This window comes from Pseudomonas putida, assembly GCF_028682635.1.
Taxonomy (GTDB): Bacteria; Pseudomonadota; Gammaproteobacteria; order Pseudomonadales; family Pseudomonadaceae; genus Aquipseudomonas; species Aquipseudomonas putida_AE.
In genome coordinates, this window is record NZ_JANHLK010000041.1 from 1 (window position 1) to 18,205 (window position 18,205).

Here is an 18,205-nt window from a genome sequence, read left to right on the forward strand (position 1 = left end):
AAAACCGGCTCCTACAGATGTGTGTCGCTTAGCTTCTGACGAAAGCCAGCAAGTCGGCGTTGATGGCATCGGCGTTGGTGGTCGGCATGCCGTGGGGGTAGCCCGGGTAGGTTTTCAGCGTGCCGTTTTGCAACAGCTTGGCTGACAACGGTCCGGAGTCTTCATAAGGCACGATCTGGTCGTCATCGCCATGCATCACCAGCACCGGGATCGTGATCTTCTTCAGATCTTCGGTGAAGTCGGTCTGGGAAAAGGCCACGATCCCGTCGTAATGGGCAATGGCACAGCCCATCATGCCTTGTCGCCACCAGTTCTGGATGTTGCCTTCGGACGGTGTTGCACCCGGGCGGTTATACCCGTAGAAAGGCCCCGCCGGAACGTCACGGTAGAACTGGGCGCGGTTGGCCTTGAGCTGCGCCTGCAAGTCATCGAACACCGACTTGGGCAAGCCGCCCGGATTGCCAGGGGTCTGCACCATCAAGGGTGGCACGGCGCTGATGATGGCGGCCTTCGACACGCGGTTTTCGCCGTGCCGGGCAATGTAATGGATGACTTCACCACCGCCGGTGGAGTGCCCTACATGGACGGCACCCTGCACGCCAAGATGGTCGACCACGGCCCTGACGTCATCGGCATAGTGATCCATGTCGTGCCCATCCCAGACCTGACTGGAGCGCCCGTGGCCGCGCCGGTCGTGGGCAATCACCCGGTAGCCGTTCGCCAGGAAAAACAGCATCTGGGCATCCCAGTCATCGGCACTCAGTGGCCATCCGTGATGAAACCAGATCACCGGGGCCTCGCGCGGCCCCCAGTCTTTGTAAAAGATCTCGACACCGTCCTGCGTAGTGACATACCCCATGTTCGCGTCTCCTCAATGAAAGGTTGCACCGCCTGGCCGCCAAAACACCTGGGAACTGAAGGCAACTTCAAGGTCAATGTTTTTGGCTGGAGTTTGAGAATAGGCGAACCGGGGAAAATCAGCGGATGTTCAAACAATTGATCAGGACGACTGACGGGCGGTCGCTCGATGTGCCTGCCATCGAAAACAATGAATTATGCGTTGCCGCCGACATCTATATGCGAGCACTGCACAGAGATAGGGTTTCACGGAAATGGTCGTTGGGAACCGACAAACCAGGCCGAGTTCACCGTGACCACCATGGCTGGCCATTGCAAATAATCAACGTAATCCGAAACCCGCTCCCTTTTAAAATGGCATCCAATACCCCGTCCGATGCCGTGTTCGGCCCTATCGCCAGGAGCGACATCTTGCCGTTTCGTTCCAGGACCGCAAACGTGCTCCTACCCTCGTTCACCTGCCAGCGCGCGGCGGTGGAAGTGCGGTAAATGCTTCAACGCGTATTCGGCGGCCTGGAGCTGCACCTGGCAACGAGTGTCGAAAAAGCGATGCAGGTCTTCGCAGTTGCCCCCTGCAAGGCTCGTTCATTCCAAATTCTGCTCACCGGTCATTCATTTCCCTATTCCGAGCCAATGCGCTGCGTGCACGACAACCAAACCAAGCTTATAAAATCAATAGAATCAATGAGTTACCATACCCTAAAATTGCTTTGAATTTTTTCTGACGCCGCCACTCCTTTGTCTATGAGCGAATGGAGGGGGATCTCATGAATACCGGTCTTTACGTCATTGAATACAAGCTTCATGGGGAGCCAAGGTCATTCATTATCAGGACGAAGATAAAGAGCAGCGCTGATGCATGGCACTGGGCAAGTTGTGACGCAGGAGTGGCGCCCATACCCAAACCGGGAAGGCCGCCGCTCAAGGTCGTTTCCAAGCCTCAAGCCGAGAAGTACGGTATCAGTGACGTGACATGGCGTGAGACAGCAACGTTGAGCTGGACGGAGGTTGCAACTTGATGAGCCGTTTTTTGAGGCCGATATTAATGAACTGCCTATTTGTAAATAAACCAGGTGTAAAGAGGTTTAATAAGCGCGCAGTCAATTGAGTACCATTTCGATGTCTACGAGGAGTCTTTCACTATCGGTACGGGCCCAGTCACGTTGCAATTCAAGCAGGTATTGCAGGGATGTCATCGGACGTGCCCCAAGTTGCACCATGCGCTGAATGGCCATCTCATGAGCTTCGACCGAGATGTCACCACAAGCGTCAGCGATGAAATACACCTCGAAGATCAATGAGAAGCCTGCCGCAAGGCAGGCTTCATTTTGGAGGCTCAGTTCAAATGCGTTTTGAGCTCCAGTGCTGCCTGACGCACCGCAGCCTTGACCTCGGGAATCGAGCTCAGCGGATTGAGCAAGCCGAAGTCGTGGATCATGCCGTTATAGCGCACAGAGGTGACCGGCACACCGGCCGCATCCAGGTGGCGGGCGTAACCTTCGCCTTCATCACGCAACACGTCGAACTCGGCTGTTTGCACCAGGGCTGCCGGCAGCCCTTTGAGCTGTTCGGCGCTGGCGTTGAGCGGTGAGGCGTGGATCTGTGCGCGCTCGGCCGGGTTGATGGTGTAGTTGTCCCAGAACCACTGCATCATGCCCTTCGTCAGGAAGTGGCCCTCGGCAAATTGCTGATACGAGCCACTGTCGAACCCGGCGTTGGTCACCGGCCACATCAGTAACTGAAAGCGCAGGGCCGGGGCTTTCTGTTCCTTGGCCATCAACGCCACGACCGCCGCCATGTTACCGCCGACACTGTTGCCGGCAACCGCCAGCCGCTTACCGTCGACACCGATGTCCTTGCCATGCTCGGCCACCCAGCGAGTCGCGCCATAGGCCTGGTTGATCGCGGTCGGGAACTGCGCTTCTGGCGACGGCGTGTAATCGACATACACTGCGACGGCGCCGGAGCCCACCACCAGGTCGCGAATCAGGCGTTGGTGAGTTGGGAAGTCGCCCAAGACCCAGCCACCGCCATGGAAAAACATGAACACTGGCAACTCACCTTTGACCTTGGCCGGGCGGACGATTTTCAGTTTTATGATTTGCTCTCCCACCGAGATAGAGCGGTCGCTGACTTCGACGCCGGACAGATCAACCTTCACCGATGCCTGTGCTCCGGTTAGAACCGCACGGGCGTCCTTCGGGCTCATTTGCTCCAGCGGTTTTCCGCCACCGGCCGCCAGGGCTTCAAGAAAGGCCTGGGTGTTGTGTTCGACGCCCGGACTGCCTGCGGCAATGGCATTGTCTATGGAAAGAGCCAGGAGAGAGATGGCCAGGGTTTTCTGGAGGATGTTCATGGGTAATCCTTTTTGGTTGTTAGAGGTTGAGTCAGACGCGGGCGCCACGGGCGTTACTCGATCAGCGGAACGTTGGCCGCTCGTTTGTACGGCCCGTACTCCAACGGCACCCATTCGAAATGCTTGTCCACGGCGCTGATATGACCGATACCGGGGAACGGCAAGTGCGCGGCCGTCACCCAGGTCTTGCTCGTGGCAGCGGCGCTGAACACCTGATTGCGACTCTTGATCGCTTGCTGATTGTCGACGTCGAACCCGATCGACACCTCCGGGTGCAGGAATTGCACGGCGAGGTTGTGCACCAGGTCCCCCATGAACAGGATGCTTTGCCCCTGGGAGGTAAAGCGGTAAGTGCTGCTGCCCGGCGTGTGTCCGGTCTCCAGTTGGGCCTCGACCACACCCGGCAACGGCGACTGACCCGGAGAGAAGGTTTTGAAGCGCCCCGCGGCGATGTAAGGTGCGGTGGAGTCCTGCGCGATCTTGAAGAAGCCTTTGGCCGCTTCCGCAGCTTTGGCCAGCGCCTGCGGGTCCAGCCAGTAATCGGCTTCGGCCTTGGCGGCATACACCGAGGCGTTGGCGAAGATCGGCTGCTGCTGACCATCCACCAGACCGCAGACATGATCCAGATGCAAGTGCGTAAGCAGGATGGCATCGACCTGCTCCGGCTTGTAGCCGGCGGCTTGCATGTTGGCCGAGAGCTGGCCGGCGGTGGCACCGATGCACTGCCCTGCCCCGGTGTCGACCAGAATCAGTTGTTTGCCAGTGTTGATCAGGAAAGCGTTGAACGCCGTTTGCACGCCCGGTGTTTCAATTGCGCGACGGGCGAGTAGCGCGCGGATCTGACTCTGGTTCATGCCCTGCAGCAGCTTCGGTGAAAGATCGTTGTAACCGTCGAACAGCGCCGTCACTTCGTAATCCCCTACCGCCAACCGGTAGTAGCCGGGGACCTGAGTGGCCTGAATCGGCGCCTGAGCCTGTGCGCCAACCGAAGTCAGCACGAATGCCAGGCCTAATCCACGCAGTGTGCAAACCAGAGAATGCTTCATGCCTCACCTTTGATCGAGTCAGAAAACGGCTGATCACGTCAGCCGGGTAAACTCGATCATGCACCTGCCCGACACCCTGAAAATTGCAGCGATGTGCTGATTAACGCCTGTGGCAAGGCCCACTTCATAACTCTTAAGGTTTGCTTAAGGACTTTAAATGTCGCTGGCGGACAGACTTTCCTGAACGATCAGGAGAGCCACCATGAACCCGCCATCGGTGAATACAAACCATCCATGCCCTGTTGTACGGCCGTTGGGCGCCCTGTCCGGCTGGCAGGAGCGCCGTGCCAAGGAGCTGATGCTGCGTGACATGGGCAGCTGCGTTCGCATCAGCGCGATTGCCGAACACTGCAACCTGTCCCGTAGCCATTTTTCCCGAGCATTCAAAAAAGTTACCGGCCACTCGCCGCAGGGCTGGCTGGTGATGATGAAAATCGAAAAAGCCAAAAGCCTGCTGATCACCTCGATGCCGATCACCGATGTCGTCTATGAATGCGGTTTCGCGGACCACTCGCATTTCACCCGCACCTTCAGCCGCCTGGAAGGAATGACCCCCAAGGCATGGCGCCGGGCCTTTGTTCCTGCAATGAGCCACCCTCTCCAGACGCCAGTGATTGATCGGGACATACCCAACTGGCGCATTCACGAAAGCCTGGTCGAAGGCGTGGGACAGTCGCACGCGCGAGAACTACACGCGTGAAATGATCGAGACCGACAAAACGAACTCCTCCCTTTGGCCGCTCATGCGGCCTTTTTTTCATCCGGCGCTGGCCGGTGCCAGGGGCAAGTTGAAGCAAATTCGCGCACCCTGCTCGCTGTCCTGAACCACCAATGTCCCGCCATGCGCACCGATCACCGACCTGCAGATGGCCAGGCCCATTCCCATGCCGCTACCTTTGGTGGTGAAGAAGGCATCAAAGATCTGCTCGCGCTGGTGTGCGTCAATTCCGGGGCCGTTGTCCTGGAAGCAGACCTGGACATGAGCGTCCTTTACCACTGAGCCGATGATGATGCGTCCATTGGGCAACCCTGCTCCGGCGATGGCATCCAGCGCATTGGTGATCAGGTTGAACACCACCTGCTGGATCTGCACCTCGTCGACCGACACCGGGCATTGCGCCTCAAGCCGGGTCTCCAGGCGCACATTGCGGTTCGCCGGGTCGGTGGCGGTCAGGCGCACGACCTCTGCGATCAAGTGATCGATTTGCACCGGTAACCGTTGCAACGGAGCCTGTTTGGCGAGTGCACGAAGTGCCTGGACTATGTCCGCGGCGCGAGCACTGTCCGAGCGAATGTCTTCCAGCCCCTGAATCGCCTCCTCCAGATCGGGCTGGTCACGCTTGAGCCAGCGCAGACTGGCCGAGGCGTTGGACACAATGCCCAGCAGCGGCTGGCTGATTTCATGGGCAATCGAAGCAGAAAGCTCGCCCATGACCTTGAGGTGCGAGCTACGCGCCAGTTCCGCGCGAGAACTGCGCAAGTCCGCCTCCATTTGTGCGTGTAGCCGGTTATCCTCGACCAGCTGTTCATACAGCTTGGCGGTTTGCAGTGACACCGCGGCCGCAGAGGCGAGAATTTCCAGCATGGTCAGGCGCTGGGCGTTGAACAGCTTGGGGACCAGGCTATTTTCCAGATAGACCAGGCCGACCAACAGGCCTTGTTTGAGCAACGGCAGGCACAACACCGACCGCACCTGGCGCCGTTGCAGATCGCTGCTGTAGGCCTCGGGACAATCGGCCCGGGCATCGTCGAGCAGCAGGGTCGTGCGCGTGCGCATCGTGGCGTTGAGCACCGAGGCCGGCGCCATCGCTTCGAGCGGTTGCGCGCAGTCCAGAGTGACCCGCACACTGCCGGCTTCGACCGAAGCCGTCGCAGCCAGTTGCAGTTCGGCGCCGCTGACCATCATCAGCACGCCATTGTCGGCACCGGCCTGAATCATCAAGTGATTCATCAGGGTTTCGACCAGTCGCTCGTGCAGAACCTCCTGCGACAGTGCACGCGCCGCTTCGATCCCCACTTCAAGATCGAGGCGGGCCTGGGTCATTGGCCGGACCGGTTCGAACGATGGCTGCGCACTCAAAAACGGGTGCAAGGTTTCCAATAGGCGTGCCTTGCTGTTGGCGCCCCAAAGGTCGTAGCAATCGCGCGCGACACGCAGGTGGTAATTGGCACCCGACACCAGCCCGTTGGGTAGGCAGATATCGGCCAGCTGTTCATGGGCCAGCGCCTGCTCATGGATGAAACCTGCCGCCGCTGCAGCGATCTGCGACTGATCGAAACAACGGATAGCGACCAGTTCCTGACCACGCAAACGGGCGATGACTCCCTCGATCAGCAGCAGTTTGTTGCGGAAGGTTATCGGGTTGAGTTCGACCCAGGGCAGGAAGCGCAGGCGTTGCCGCTCGAGTTTTTCCAGTTTTTCCGTCACCTCGCCCGGCGCTTGCGCACTACCCAGGGACAGGCTGTAGAACAGGTAGTAATCGGCGAGATTGATATGCGCCGGGATGGACCAGGCGAGCGCGGCGGCTTCTTCGAAACGTCTTAATGCGTAAGGGATATCGCCAAAATAAAACGCCGACATGCCTGAATACAGCCACGACCAGAACAACGTCGGCTGCGACACACGGGCACGGTCAATGGGGCCGAAACGGTCATGCTCGATGCCATCCAGTTCGGCCAACGGTCGATGGAGGCGCCCGTCACGCAGATCGGTGGCGAAAGCCTGTTGCGCCAGCAGGATACGCTCGATATCGATGTAATGAAATTGCCGTACCCACGCCAACCCATGCTCCAGTTCGTTCAACACCCCTTGCAAGGGTTCGCCCATGAACAGCAGGTCGGAACCGATGTGGTTGCAGGCGTAACAGGACATGCCCAGGTCGCCGCCGGCCTGGCCGCACTCGAATGCGGCGAACGCCTTCTGTCGAGCGTACGCCATCGGTCGGGTCCACGGGCTGACTTGATCGAGCGCCACCAGCGTGCCTGTGCGCCCGGCTTCGTAGCCTTGCTTGTCGGTGATTTCAAGCGCCACTTCGGCGAAGGCCTGCCCGTCCACATATTCGCCATAACGTTCGGCAATCATCACGCCAAACCAGGCAAAACCGTAACCGCTGCCTGACGTGGTGCCATGCAGCAGTGTGAGTTCGACCATTTTTGCCAAATGCAGAAAACGGATGTCGTCGTCGACGAAGAACGAAGAAATCAACGTACTGAGCAACTCCATGGCCGCTTCGACTGACGGGTCATCGGCCTTGGGCAAATGCACCAGATCGGCGATGCGGCGTGCGCCTACATACTCACGAACCTGGGTAAATGCCAGGGTCAAATCGTCCTGCGAGGGCCTGCGCTGAAGGGGAATATCGAGCAAGGCCAGACCGTTCAGCGCCTCGGTGATCGCCCCCTCGTAATCGGAGTGCAGCGTGCGCAAGGTGGCCCGTAACCGGTAGGTCTTCGCGCGGTCGAGCACTGTGGTGGCCTGGGTGAGGCAATCGTCGAGGCGGCGCCGGGCGCCTTCCAGATCGGCCAGGAGCATGTCGCACTCGGCAGCCAGCCATTGGGTGGCAAACGCCTGCCTGTAGAGGCTCGACCAACCTGTCTGGCCGAGCAGACTCTCGGCCGTGCGAAGATAGCCCACGGCCTGCTCGACAGCGGCGGTGTCGCGGGCGCGTTCGGCGGCTTCGACCAACAGCTCGACGAACGCCGCCCGGCGATGCGCCTGCAGTTCATCGGCTTCAATGCGCTGGACCTGACTGGCGATTTCGAACACACGCTCATGGATCTGCTCGCCCCAATGATCAAGCATGGCGCCAGCGATACGCGCATGCTCGGCGGCGCGTCCCGCTGACGCCGCAAGCTGACAGGCCGCCTCAAGCACACGGTCATGGGGAAACACCAGTTGCTCGCGTTCACGCAACAGAAAACCTGCATCGACCAGGCTTTGCACATCACGGGTGATTTGCTGCGGCTCACACGGCAACAGCCGATGCAGCAGTGACACATCACAGCGTCCGCCGACGTATCCGGCCGTGCGCAGCACTTCGCGCTCCATAGGTGACAGGCGCTCGAGTCGCAATACCATCAAGTCCGCGACGTTGTCGGCGTAGCGATAACCGTCCACGTCCTGTTGATTCCAGACCCAGCGGCGCCCCTGCACGTCAAAGCGCACCAGATGCTCATCGATCAATGCGCGCAACACCTGGCTGACGAACAGAGGGTTGCCGGCCGTCTTGTAATGCACGACTTGCGCCAGGGCCGCAATCTCCCTGGTTTCGGTGTCCAGTTCAGCGGCGATCATCTGCGCGACAGCGGCCACCGACAATGGCCCCAGCAAGACGCTTGCACAAGGCAAAGATTGCTCGCGGCCCAGCACCTCCAGCACTCCCCCCTCGCGCTCGAGAGCCTGCGTCTGCGCCTCGCGATACGCCAGGATCAGCACCAGATGCCTGGGCCGCCGATCGACGAAGGCCTGCAAAAACGACAGCGTCGAATCGTCCGCCCATTGCACATCATCCACGAACAGCACCAGGGGACATCCCGGCTGAGCGAAGACTTCCAATACATCGAGCAGGGTCCGGTTGGCGCGATCGAGCGCATGTCGGGCCGGCATGTTCGGCAGCTCAGGTGTGACCCCGATGACCAGCTCGGCCTCGGGCGCCAGTTCCACCAGAAGCCTGCCCCGCCCCTTGAGCCGTTCGACCAGTTGCTCGCCCAGCGTCTGCAGCTCCAGAGCCGGCTTGCCCAGCAACTGGGTCATCAGCGACTTGAGGATTTCTGCCAAGGGCGCAAATGGAATTTCCTGCTGCAACAGATTGCTCTTGCCGCTGGCCCAGTAGCCTGGCGCCAGGGGCCGGACACCCTGATGTATCAGCGTCGACTTTCCGGCGCCCGGCGCTCCACCGACCAGCAGGACCCGGGCAACGCCATCGCGGCCCACCTGATCCATCAGCTCGACCAACTGCGTGCGTTCGGCCTCTCGACCGAACAGCACATCGCCGCGGGCCGAGGCAGGCAACACATCGATCGCGCCCAGGCGGAACGCGTCGATACGCTCATGTTCCAGCCACTGCTGTTGGCACCAGGCCAGATCTACGGCCATTGATTCGGCACTCTGGTAGCGGGCACCCGGTTCTTTCGCCAGGCCTTTGAGCAGCACTCGGCAGATGCCTTCCGGCAGATCGGTGACATGAATCGCCGGTGATTCAGGCTGGACAGCGGCATGCACGTGCAGCCATTGGGCCGGGTCGCGAGCAGTGAGCGGCAGGCGGCCGGTCAGTGCCTGATAAAGAATCGCGGTCAGCGCGTAGATATCGCTGCGCGCATCAAAACTGGCGGCATCGCGTCGTACCTGCTCGGGGGCCAAATAAGGCCATTGCTCCAGGTCGGGAAGTTCAACGGCGGGCGCCTCCCCGGCATGGTTGTGAACACTCAGCAGCCTGACCGAGTCGGCCGCATCTACCACCAAGTGGTGGGGTAGCAGGCTGGCATGTCGCACACCCCTCTTCTGGGCGCCCGCCAGTGCGTTGGCCGCGGCTACGGCGATAGCCAGCAAGCGTGCCAGTGGCAGCCCTGTGTCACTGATCAAATCAGTCAGCGGCACCCCGGACGCGGGATAGATCAACAAAGGCCCCTCGGCCGAGCGAATGAACGCGACAGGGGCAATCGCCCAGGCCGGATCCAGACGCAAGTGAAACTCGCGTTCCAGCCGCTGACATAGGGAAGGCCGCTGGATCGGCGCCCGGGCGGCGAGCCAGCGTGTGCCCGATGGACGATCCTGGAGCGCGAACCAGGTCAGGTCGTTTTCCCTGCGCACCAGGGTGAAGGTGCAATGCTCAAGCCAGGCTTCATCGTGTACGACATCAAGAATGTGCAAACCGGATGCTGAGAGAGAGCTGCTGGGCATGAACAATCACCGCTGAAGATTCGGGCTGAGCCGGTGAGTATACGCAAGGCTCTGGCCCGGGGGCTGCGCTTGAGCGATCCTGTCCGTTATCGGCATCAGGATGGCAGTCGAGGGCCCCCCGGCCTGTAGTTTTTTGCCTACCGGAATCGCTGCGTGTTATCCCTCGGGATAATTGCATTATGCGAGGCCGTCCCCTAGCGTGTAGCCCTGATGAAACGACGTTGCGGCGTCACTCCCCGTCAACGCAGTTCAGAGGTACCTATGATCCGACTCGGCCAGGCCACTATTTCCCTGGAACGGCGTGAAGCCTTTCTTGATGGACGGCCGCTGCGTGTCGGGGGCCGGGCATTCGAAATCCTCTCGGTGCTGTTGCAAGCCGATGGCCGAATCGTCAGCAAGGATGAATTGATCACACAGGTCTGGCCTGACACCGTCGTCGAGGAAAACAATCTCCAGGTGCAGATCTCCTCGCTGCGCAAGTTGCTTGGAGAAAAACAGTTCATCCAGACGGTCCCGCGCCGAGGTTACCGATTATTGAAAGAACGTGAATCGCCCCTGCCCCTGTTCCATCCGGTATCTCCGGTCACCAATGCGTCCGAGGATCAGGAGAAGATCGATCCTGACAGCGTGCCGGTGTACATCGTGGATGATGAAGCGTCCGTACGCACAGCACTCAGTCGTTTGCTGCGGGCCGAAGGCATCGCACACCGGATATTCACCTCGGCCGAAGAATTGCTCAATGCTGACCTCGACATTGGCCCCGCCTGCCTGTTGCTGGACATCAGCCTGCCCGAGGCGACAGGCCTGGAACTGCAATCGGCACTCGGACAACGCGGACATCCGTGGCCGGTGATTTTCATGACAGGGTTCGGCACCATCCCGATGTCGGTGCAGGCCATGAAAGCGGGAGCGGTCGAGTTCATGACCAAACCTTTCAACGACGAGCAGTTACTCGATACCCTGCGCACCACCCGTCAGCGTGCAGCGATGGCATTCGAGCTATGGCGGCGCATTCAGGCCGCCCGTAAAAAAGCCGCTCTGTTGACCCCCCGTGAGTGCGAAGTGCTGCCACTGATCGTGGAGGGTCTGTCCAACAAACACATCGCCAACCGGCTGGGTACCAGCGAAATCACCGCCAAGGTCCATCGCAAACACATCATGGAGAAAATGCAAACGCGCTCGCTGGTGAGCCTGGTCAGCCTGTATGGGTTGATTAGCGCAGAGCCGACGTCTGGCCCGCAGAGTCCTGCATGACTACCCACAATGACTGCGCCGCACCCGGGTCATCGGTCAGCGCCATGATCATCGTCTGTATCGTGGACGACGATGCGTCCGTTCGCAAAAGCCTGGCCAATCTGCTGCGGTCGGCGGGATACCGCTCTCGGGTATTCACTTCGGGAGAGGAGTTCCTGGCCCTCGAAAACTTCGATGAGATCGCATGCCTGCTGCTGGATTTGAAGATGAACGGACTGTCAGGGATCGAGGTCATGCACGCGCTGACGCTCAAAGACAGTAGATTTCCAGTGATTTGCATGTCGGCACACTGGGATGAAGCGACACTGGCCGAAACCAGCCGCTATGAGCCCATCGAATGTTTGCGCAAACCCTTCAGCGGCGAAGCTTTGCTGAGTGCGGTCGAGTCTGCGCTTCAATGTGAGCGTTGAAAGTCTCTGATGCTGCCGCAAGTCAACCGGCCAAGGCTGCGTCCGCAGTAAGCCCGGTAGAGAACGGCAAACTTCAGTTGGAATATTCCAGCCTCAATCCAAACTTTTCCCTTCGCCGGGCGTCCCTTGTTTAAGACAGGCCGACATGGCCTGTCTCCCCCGGACAACTGACCCCCAGCCAAGGACTTGTGATGACTTTTTTCATTTTCCTTCTCGCCTGCGCCGCTGCCGCCAGCACCGGCATCCTGTTCAAACCGGGCCAGTGGTACGAATCCCTGGTCAAACCCGGCTTCACGCCGCCCAATTGGGTGTTTCCCCTCGCCTGGACGACCATCTACCTGCTGCTCGCCTGGGGCGGATACCGGATGACCTTGATACCGGGTAGCCAGGTGGTGCTGGCGTTATGGGCGGCGCAGATTGCGCTGAATACGCTGTGGACGCCGGTGTTCTTCGGCGCGCACCACCTTCTCGCCGCCATGCTGATCCTGGCACTGCTCTGGCTGGTGGCCGTGGCAATGGTGGTAATGGCAGTGCGGCTCGATGTCATCACTGGCCTGATCTTCTTTCCTTACGTTGCCTGGCTGTGTGTAGCGGCCGCGTTGAATTTTTCCATCTGGCGCAATAACCGCTGATGCCACCTAGCCCAACGAAGTCGCCCTTTCAGGTTGTGTTGGGTGCCGGGATGTCACCAGGCCGATAAAGGAAATCGCCAGCGCCAGGCCGATGGTGGTGCTCACTTCGGTGCGGTGCTCGGGGGTGATCATCATCACCGCCAGCGCTGCGCAAATGAACACAATCACCAGCCAGGTCAGCCAGGGAAACAGCCACATGCGAAAGGTCAGCTCGACCTTCTGCCGACGCAACATCCGCCGCATGCGCAACTGCGACACGGCAATGGCCAGGTACACCAGCAAGGCGATGGCGCCTGAACTGGCAAGCAGGAATTCGAACAGGCCGGCAGGCATGAAGTAGCTCCACACGGTGATCCCCGCGCCCAGCACGGTGCTGGCGATGACGGCTGCCCGCGGCACGCCTTCGCTGGAGGTCACCTTCAGCGCCTTCGGCGCATCGCCACGCTTACCCAGCGAGTAGAGCATGCGCGAGGCGATGTAGATCGAGGAGTTCATGCAACTGGCCACGGCGATCAGCACCACCACGTCCACCATGAACTTGGCGTGGGGAATGTTCATGATTTCCAGTGCGCGCTGGTAGGAGCCCACGGAAGCCAGCAGCGGATCGTTCCAGGGCACCACGGAGATGACCACGAAAATCGACAACAGGTAGAACACGCCGATGCGCCAGATCACCGAGCGGGTGGCCTTGGCAATGTTCTGCGAGGGATTATCGGATTCGGCGGCGGCGATGGTCACCGCCTCCGTCCCGATGAAGCTGAACATGATGGTAATGAAGGCGCCCACCACCGCCGACAGGCCATTGGGGGCGAACCCGCCGTGTTCCGCCATCAGGCCGCTCAAGCCGCTGACCTGCCGATCGGGCACCCAGCCCATCAACACGGCAAATCCCACGCCGATGAAACCGATGATCGCCACCACCTTGGCCATGGCGAACCAGAATTCGAACTCGCCGTACTTGGAGACACTGAACAGGTTGGTGATCACCAACGCAATGATCGACGCCAGGGCAAACAGCCAGGCATCGATCTGGGGAAACCATTGGTTCAGCACATGGCCGGCGGCCAGTGCTTCGATAGGGATCACCAGCACCCAGAACCACCAGTAGAGCCAACCGATGGTGAAGCCGGCCCAGCGCCCGATGGCCTGGTCGGCATAGGTCGAAAAAGACCCGGTATCGGGATTGGCCACCGCCATTTCCCCGAGCATGCGCATGACCAGCACCACCAGCAGGCCGGAGAACAGATAGGCCAGCAATACGGCCGGACCGGCCGCCGCAATGGCATGCCCCGAGCCTACGAACAATCCGGCGCCGATGATGCCGGCAATGGAAAGCATGGTGACGTGACGAGGCTTGAAGCCCTGCGCCAATTGGCCGTTCGAATCCTTGGAACTCGGGCTTGTCATTGTGTGCACCGCGGCAAAAGATGCGCCACCTTACCCGGCTTTTCCGCCAAATCAGTTACCTGATCACGCCGCCTCCGTGTCTGATCTCGACACGGGCGAGCTATTCGTTCACGGCCAAGACTCGTCGGTCAATTAGCCGGCATCGCAATCAATTGCGCTCGGATGGCTGCAGGCGTGGCTTGTACATGCCGTTGGCGATCATCAGCGCAGGCTCTTCATCGTCGTGCTGCTGGCTGAGGAATTCGCGTATCGCTTCGGCGGTTCGCCTGGCGCTGGTCACCACGAAAAAATGCCCCTCGCCCTGCAGGACGTACAATTCGGCACGGCGGATGGCGCGGCGCAGGATGTGCGCGTTGTACAGCCGTACCAGGGTGTCGCGTTCGCCGGTGAGGATCAGCGTGCGCTGGCGCAGACGGAACAGCCGCAGCAGGCTGGTCCAGCCGATCAGGGCGGCTAGCTGGTGGTAATAGGTCCGCGGGTTGGCCGTGAGCATGCCGTTCACCACACCGAAGCGCAGCAGCGTCTGTAGCGAATTGCTCGAGCCTTCCTGCTTGCCCGGTTTGACACGTTTGCTACTGCGAAAAAAATCCAGGATATCGGCGGGCTTCACCAGCATCGCCGGGCCGGCGGAGGTCGCGGCAAGGATCAGCCGACGCACCATGCCCGGGTAACGCAGGGCGAATTCCTGCGCCAATGCACCGCCCCAACTCACACCGAACACATCGACCTGTTCGATCCCCAATTGCTTGAGCATCTCGGCGATCAGGTCGGCATGGCGCGGCAGACGCATCGGCCTGCGGGGCGTTTGCGATTTTCCGACCCCGGGCACATCCAGCGTAATGGTCCTGTAGCCCACCAGTTCATCGCGCAGGGGATCGAAGGTACGGATCAAACCACCCAGGCCGTTGAGCAAGAGCAGCGGTGAACCTTGGCCGCGGATTGAAACGTTCAACTGCAAATCTTGAATGGTCAACTTGTGTGTTGTCATGGATTCCCCCCCCTGGCCTGCCTCATGGATCTCAATGGCAGGAATAACACCCTCGACGGTTTTGGGGCCTTTCATTGGCGCTGTCCAGGTCGATCTTCAAGTCGTGGGCACTGATGATCTTGAGCATTGAAATCTTCCCCGCTCAGGCGCCTGGGTTTGAAACTTGAATGAAGATCGACCAGGCCCCGAGCAGTATCCAGAATGTGGTAAAGATCCATGGCGTACGCACCGAAAACAACAAGGCTTTGCGGTAGCCTTTATGCGTGGACTCTCGTTCGGAAAACAAAGGGGATTCGTCGTAGGCCAATCCCATCAGCGGCTCACTGCGCAGCAGCTCGCTCTGCTTGAAATACCAGTGATCGATAATGTCATAGGCCGCGCGAATGCCGGGCCAGGCATTCAGGGAACTGAGCACGCCAAACAATGCCAGAAACGGGGGTACCACCAACGTGAACAGCTTGCCCCACTCGGGGTTCAGATTGGCCATGCAGGAAGCAAAGGCAATCACCAGAAACGACTGTGCGGCCAGGTAAGCGTCCGTCCGATTGGCGAGGATACTGGTCTCGTACTGAATCTCCCTTCGGTAGAAATCCAAGCGCTCTTTGGGCGAGCCAAACATCTTTGCGTTGTGCTCGCTCAGCTCGGTTTGATCGATGTGAGAGGTCAGGATTTTCGGCACGATGGTTTCACTCTGATCGGTTGGTACGGTGGCCATTTCATCTGAAGGTGATGGGCCTGAGAAAATTTTCTAAAGATTCTTCAAATTCGACGAGCGGCACGGCGTACTGCCACTCGGGCATTTACTTCACCAGTCGTCGCTCGATCCTTCGCTGAGCAAAACTTACACAACGCAAACGCTCTCTACATCGCGCGGAAAAACCAGCGCCCCCAGAAGCGCCATGTCGCGATTTTGAAGGAATGGGTCAAGGAACCTGATTTTCAAACCGGGAAGGCCGCCGCTTAAAGTCGTCTCCAGGCCTCAAGCCGAGAAATACGGGATCAGTGACGTGACATGGCGTGAGACAGCCACCTTGAGCTGGACAGAGGTGGCCACTTGATGAGCCTGAAAGCCTGCATAGGGCCAAAAGCCCCCTCCACCCTCAACCCCGTCCATCCACCGGCGCATGCTCGGCCATCAATTCCATCACCCAGTCGATGAATACCCGCACCTTGGCGCTGACATGGCGATTGGGCGGGAATGCCAGGTACATCGGCATCGGTGCCATGTGCCAGTCCTCAAACAGTGGCAGCAGCTCGCCGCTGACCACGTGCGGTTTGGCCATGTACTGCGGTAGCCAGAGCATGCCCAGACCCGCCAGACCTGCGGCGAGGTAGGCATTGCCGTCGTCGACCGTCAGCTGCGGGCGGCCCTGGGCCTCGATGCGTTCCTCGCCCCGCTGCATCGCGTAGGGCAAGGCTTTGCCTGTACGAAACCAGAGAAAGCCGACGGTACTGTGCCCGCCCTCCTCCAGCTCACGTGGGTGCGTCGGCGTACCGCAGCGCTGCAGGTAGCCCGGCGCGGCATAGATACCGAGTTGCAGGTCGCCCACATGCCTTGCCACCAGGGACTGATCGGTGATCTCGCCGCCACGCAACACGCAGTCGACGTTTTCGCCGATGATGTCGACGATTCGATCGCTCACGCCCACGGTCAGCTGGATTTCCGGGTAGCGTGCAAAGAACCCGGGCAAGGCAGGTATCAGCAGCATTCGCGCCAGCGGACTGGGCACATCCACCCGCAGCCGTCCGCGCGGTGTCATCGACGCGCTGGACAGGCTGGTCTCGGCGTCGTCCATATCGGCCAGCAGCCGGGTGACGCGCTCGTAGTAGGCCGCGCCATCGGCGGTGACGTTGACCTTGCGTGTGGTGCGGTTGAGCAGGCGCACGCGCAGCCGCGCTTCCAGTTGCTGGACGAGCTGCGTCACGCTGGTCTTGCTCATGTGCAGGGTGGCTGCCGCCTTGGTGAAGCTGCCGGTTTCCACCACTCGGGCGAAGGCCTGCATCGCATCGAAACGGTCCATTTCACGCCTCACTCGGGTCTGGATAGTTTGGATTCTACAAACAGTCATGACCAGAGTTGCTTGTTTATCCAGGTCGGCCGACTTTCTACAGTAGTTCCATCATCAGCAACGGGCCACGATGGCCCCGAAGGAGCTATGCAATGACCATTGAACGTGATGTCGTTTTCCCGCCTGATCGCCATGCACTGTACGAACTGCACCGCTACTCGCCGGCGATTCGCTCCAACGGTTTTCTGTTCGTATCCGGTCAGGTCGGCAGCCGCAAGGATGGCTCGGCCGAGCCGGACCTCGCGGCGCAGGTGCGCCTGGCCTTCACCAATCTCAACGCGATCCTGGCCGAGGCCGGCAGTAGTTTCGAGGATGTGGTCGACACGACCATCTTCATGGTCGAGCCCGACTCGACATTCGAAACCATCTGGGAAGTAGCGGCCGAGTACTGGGGCGAAGCGCCCTACCCGACGGCGACCGCTATCGGCGTGACCTGGCTGTCCGGCTTCGACTTCGAGATCAAGGTGATTGCCAAACTACCGCAATAGACCCGACTCAGTCCCTCCTCCGATCGCCAAAGGAAACAGTTTGTTTTTTCCAGAGAACGCTATTCGTTCACGCGGACTCAAGCGTCGACTGGATCGTAATCGTTCACGTTGGCGACCTGGGCATGCAGGCGGCCCAACAACTCGATCAACGTGTCCACTTCCGAGGCTGAGAGCCCACTGAGCAACCGCCGTTCGCGTTCCAGTGCAACCTTGAGCACCCGCTCATGCAGCGCTTTGCCACTGTCAGTCAGGCTGACGGTGTAGCGCCGTGCATCCTTGGAATCGACCTGGCTGCAAATGTGCCCGGCCACTTCCAGCGACTGCAATGAGCGGCTCACCGCACTCTTGTCGAGGCCGATCGTCTGACAGATTCGATTGGCGGTGATGTCGTTTTCCACGGCGAGCATCGAGAGCATTCGCCACTCGACCACACCGATGCCGAAATGCTTGCGATAGCACTGCGACGCCCCCGAGGAGAGCTTGTTGGACAGGAAATTCAACAGCGCGGGGACATAACGCGTCAGGTTCAGCTGGGATTCTGCGGACATTGAGCAAACACCTTGGATCGGCGGGTCTTGGAATATTAGTTGACACCGCAACTAAATAATCGGAGGATTTCCCTACCGAACGTCACGGGCGATGATTCGCATGATAGGCCGTCGCCCTGACTCATAAAAATAATTATCAGGTCCTGGTCATGAACCCCTTCACTCTCATCGCCTTCGCGTTGCCCAAGCAAACGATCGTCCTCCACGCACCAGCGCCCGGCTGACCTGCCTCCCTGGCCAATGCTCTAAC

The 18,205-nt window shown here is 59.7% G+C and carries 16 protein-coding genes and 1 pseudogene; 7 read left to right on the top strand and 10 right to left on the bottom strand.

Annotation, left to right across the window (positions count from 1 at the left end; genetic code table 11):
- Window positions 1–28 precede the first annotated feature (28 nt).
- A complete protein-coding gene (locus tag NPS56_RS28910; RefSeq protein WP_274077816.1) occupies window positions 29–859 on the bottom strand; it encodes an alpha/beta fold hydrolase in 831 nt (276 codons plus the stop codon).
- A gap of 488 nt (window positions 860–1,347) precedes the next feature.
- Here NPS56_RS28910 and NPS56_RS31480 point away from each other — a divergent pair, with 488 nt between their 5' ends.
- Window positions 1,348–1,572 carry a hypothetical protein gene (locus tag NPS56_RS31480; protein ID WP_425313652.1) on the top strand — a complete coding sequence of 75 codons (225 nt, stop codon included), beginning with the start codon at window positions 1,348–1,350 and terminating at the stop codon, window positions 1,570–1,572.
- Window positions 1,573–1,625: 53 nt separating this feature from the next.
- Window positions 1,626–1,877, top strand: a complete 252-nt coding sequence (locus tag NPS56_RS28920) for a DUF6555 family protein (protein ID WP_274077817.1) — start codon at window positions 1,626–1,628, stop codon at window positions 1,875–1,877.
- 120 nt (window positions 1,878–1,997) lie between these two features.
- On the opposite strand, the pseudogene NPS56_RS28925 reads toward NPS56_RS28920, so the two are convergent.
- The 3 genes and pseudogenes from NPS56_RS28925 to NPS56_RS28935 all read right to left on the bottom strand — a co-directional run.
- Window positions 1,998–2,150: pseudogene (locus tag NPS56_RS28925) on the bottom strand (isochorismatase family protein); the annotation flags it as partial.
- A gap of 44 nt (window positions 2,151–2,194) precedes the next feature.
- A complete protein-coding gene (locus NPS56_RS28930) occupies window positions 2,195–3,214 on the bottom strand; it encodes an alpha/beta hydrolase (protein WP_274077818.1) in 1,020 nt (339 codons plus the stop codon).
- 53 nt (window positions 3,215–3,267) lie between these two features.
- Window positions 3,268–4,260 carry an MBL fold metallo-hydrolase gene (locus NPS56_RS28935; protein ID WP_274077819.1) on the bottom strand — a complete coding sequence of 331 codons (993 nt, stop codon included), beginning with the start codon at window positions 4,258–4,260 and terminating at the stop codon, window positions 3,268–3,270.
- A 298-nt stretch (window positions 4,261–4,558) separates the two neighbouring features.
- Between NPS56_RS28935 and NPS56_RS28940 the strand changes: the two genes are divergently transcribed.
- Complete coding sequence (locus tag NPS56_RS28940) at window positions 4,559–4,960, top strand: helix-turn-helix transcriptional regulator (protein ID WP_274077820.1); 402 nt, start codon at window positions 4,559–4,561, stop codon at window positions 4,958–4,960.
- Between the two features lie 57 nt (window positions 4,961–5,017).
- On the opposite strand, the gene NPS56_RS28945 is transcribed toward NPS56_RS28940, so the two are convergent.
- The gene (locus NPS56_RS28945; RefSeq protein WP_274077846.1) at window positions 5,018–10,072 is read right to left on the bottom strand and encodes a trifunctional serine/threonine-protein kinase/ATP-binding protein/sensor histidine kinase; all 5,055 of its coding nucleotides are present in this window, start codon (window positions 10,070–10,072) and stop codon (window positions 5,018–5,020) included.
- Between the two features lie 348 nt (window positions 10,073–10,420).
- Here NPS56_RS28945 and NPS56_RS28950 point away from each other — a divergent pair, with 348 nt between their 5' ends.
- The 3 genes from NPS56_RS28950 (at window position 10,421) to tspO (ending at window position 12,455) form a co-directional block, all read left to right on the top strand.
- Window positions 10,421–11,413 carry a response regulator gene (locus NPS56_RS28950; protein WP_274077821.1) on the top strand — a complete coding sequence of 331 codons (993 nt, stop codon included), beginning with the start codon at window positions 10,421–10,423 and terminating at the stop codon, window positions 11,411–11,413.
- Between the two features lie 44 nt (window positions 11,414–11,457).
- Window positions 11,458–11,823, top strand: a complete 366-nt coding sequence (locus NPS56_RS28955; protein WP_274077822.1) for a response regulator transcription factor — start codon at window positions 11,458–11,460, stop codon at window positions 11,821–11,823.
- Between the two features lie 191 nt (window positions 11,824–12,014).
- Window positions 12,015–12,455, top strand: a complete 441-nt coding sequence (gene tspO, locus NPS56_RS28960; protein ID WP_274077823.1) for a tryptophan-rich sensory protein TspO — start codon at window positions 12,015–12,017, stop codon at window positions 12,453–12,455.
- 6 nt (window positions 12,456–12,461) lie between these two features.
- Here the strand turns inward: tspO and gabP are convergent, their stop codons facing one another.
- The 4 genes from gabP to NPS56_RS28980 form a co-directional block, all read right to left on the bottom strand.
- On the bottom strand, window positions 12,462–13,862 hold the full coding sequence (gene gabP, locus NPS56_RS28965; RefSeq protein ID WP_274077824.1) for a GABA permease: 1,401 nt from the start codon (window positions 13,860–13,862) through the stop codon (window positions 12,462–12,464).
- Between the two features lie 148 nt (window positions 13,863–14,010).
- Window positions 14,011–14,850: an alpha/beta fold hydrolase gene (locus tag NPS56_RS28970; RefSeq protein WP_274077825.1), complete on the bottom strand. Its 840-nt coding sequence runs from the start codon at window positions 14,848–14,850 to the stop codon at window positions 14,011–14,013.
- A 142-nt stretch (window positions 14,851–14,992) separates the two neighbouring features.
- A complete protein-coding gene (locus NPS56_RS28975) occupies window positions 14,993–15,529 on the bottom strand; it encodes a hypothetical protein (protein ID WP_414920315.1) in 537 nt (178 codons plus the stop codon).
- A 421-nt stretch (window positions 15,530–15,950) separates the two neighbouring features.
- Complete coding sequence (locus NPS56_RS28980) at window positions 15,951–16,871, bottom strand: LysR family transcriptional regulator (RefSeq protein ID WP_274077826.1); 921 nt, start codon at window positions 16,869–16,871, stop codon at window positions 15,951–15,953.
- A gap of 140 nt (window positions 16,872–17,011) precedes the next feature.
- On the opposite strand from NPS56_RS28980, the gene NPS56_RS28985 reads away from it, so the two are divergent.
- A complete protein-coding gene (locus NPS56_RS28985) occupies window positions 17,012–17,407 on the top strand; it encodes a RidA family protein (protein ID WP_274077827.1) in 396 nt (131 codons plus the stop codon).
- 77 nt (window positions 17,408–17,484) lie between these two features.
- Here the strand turns inward: NPS56_RS28985 and NPS56_RS28990 are convergent, their stop codons facing one another.
- Entirely contained in the window at window positions 17,485–17,955 is a 471-nt protein-coding gene (locus NPS56_RS28990) for a MarR family winged helix-turn-helix transcriptional regulator (RefSeq protein ID WP_274077828.1), read from the bottom strand.
- Between the last annotated feature and the right edge of the window lie 250 nt (window positions 17,956–18,205).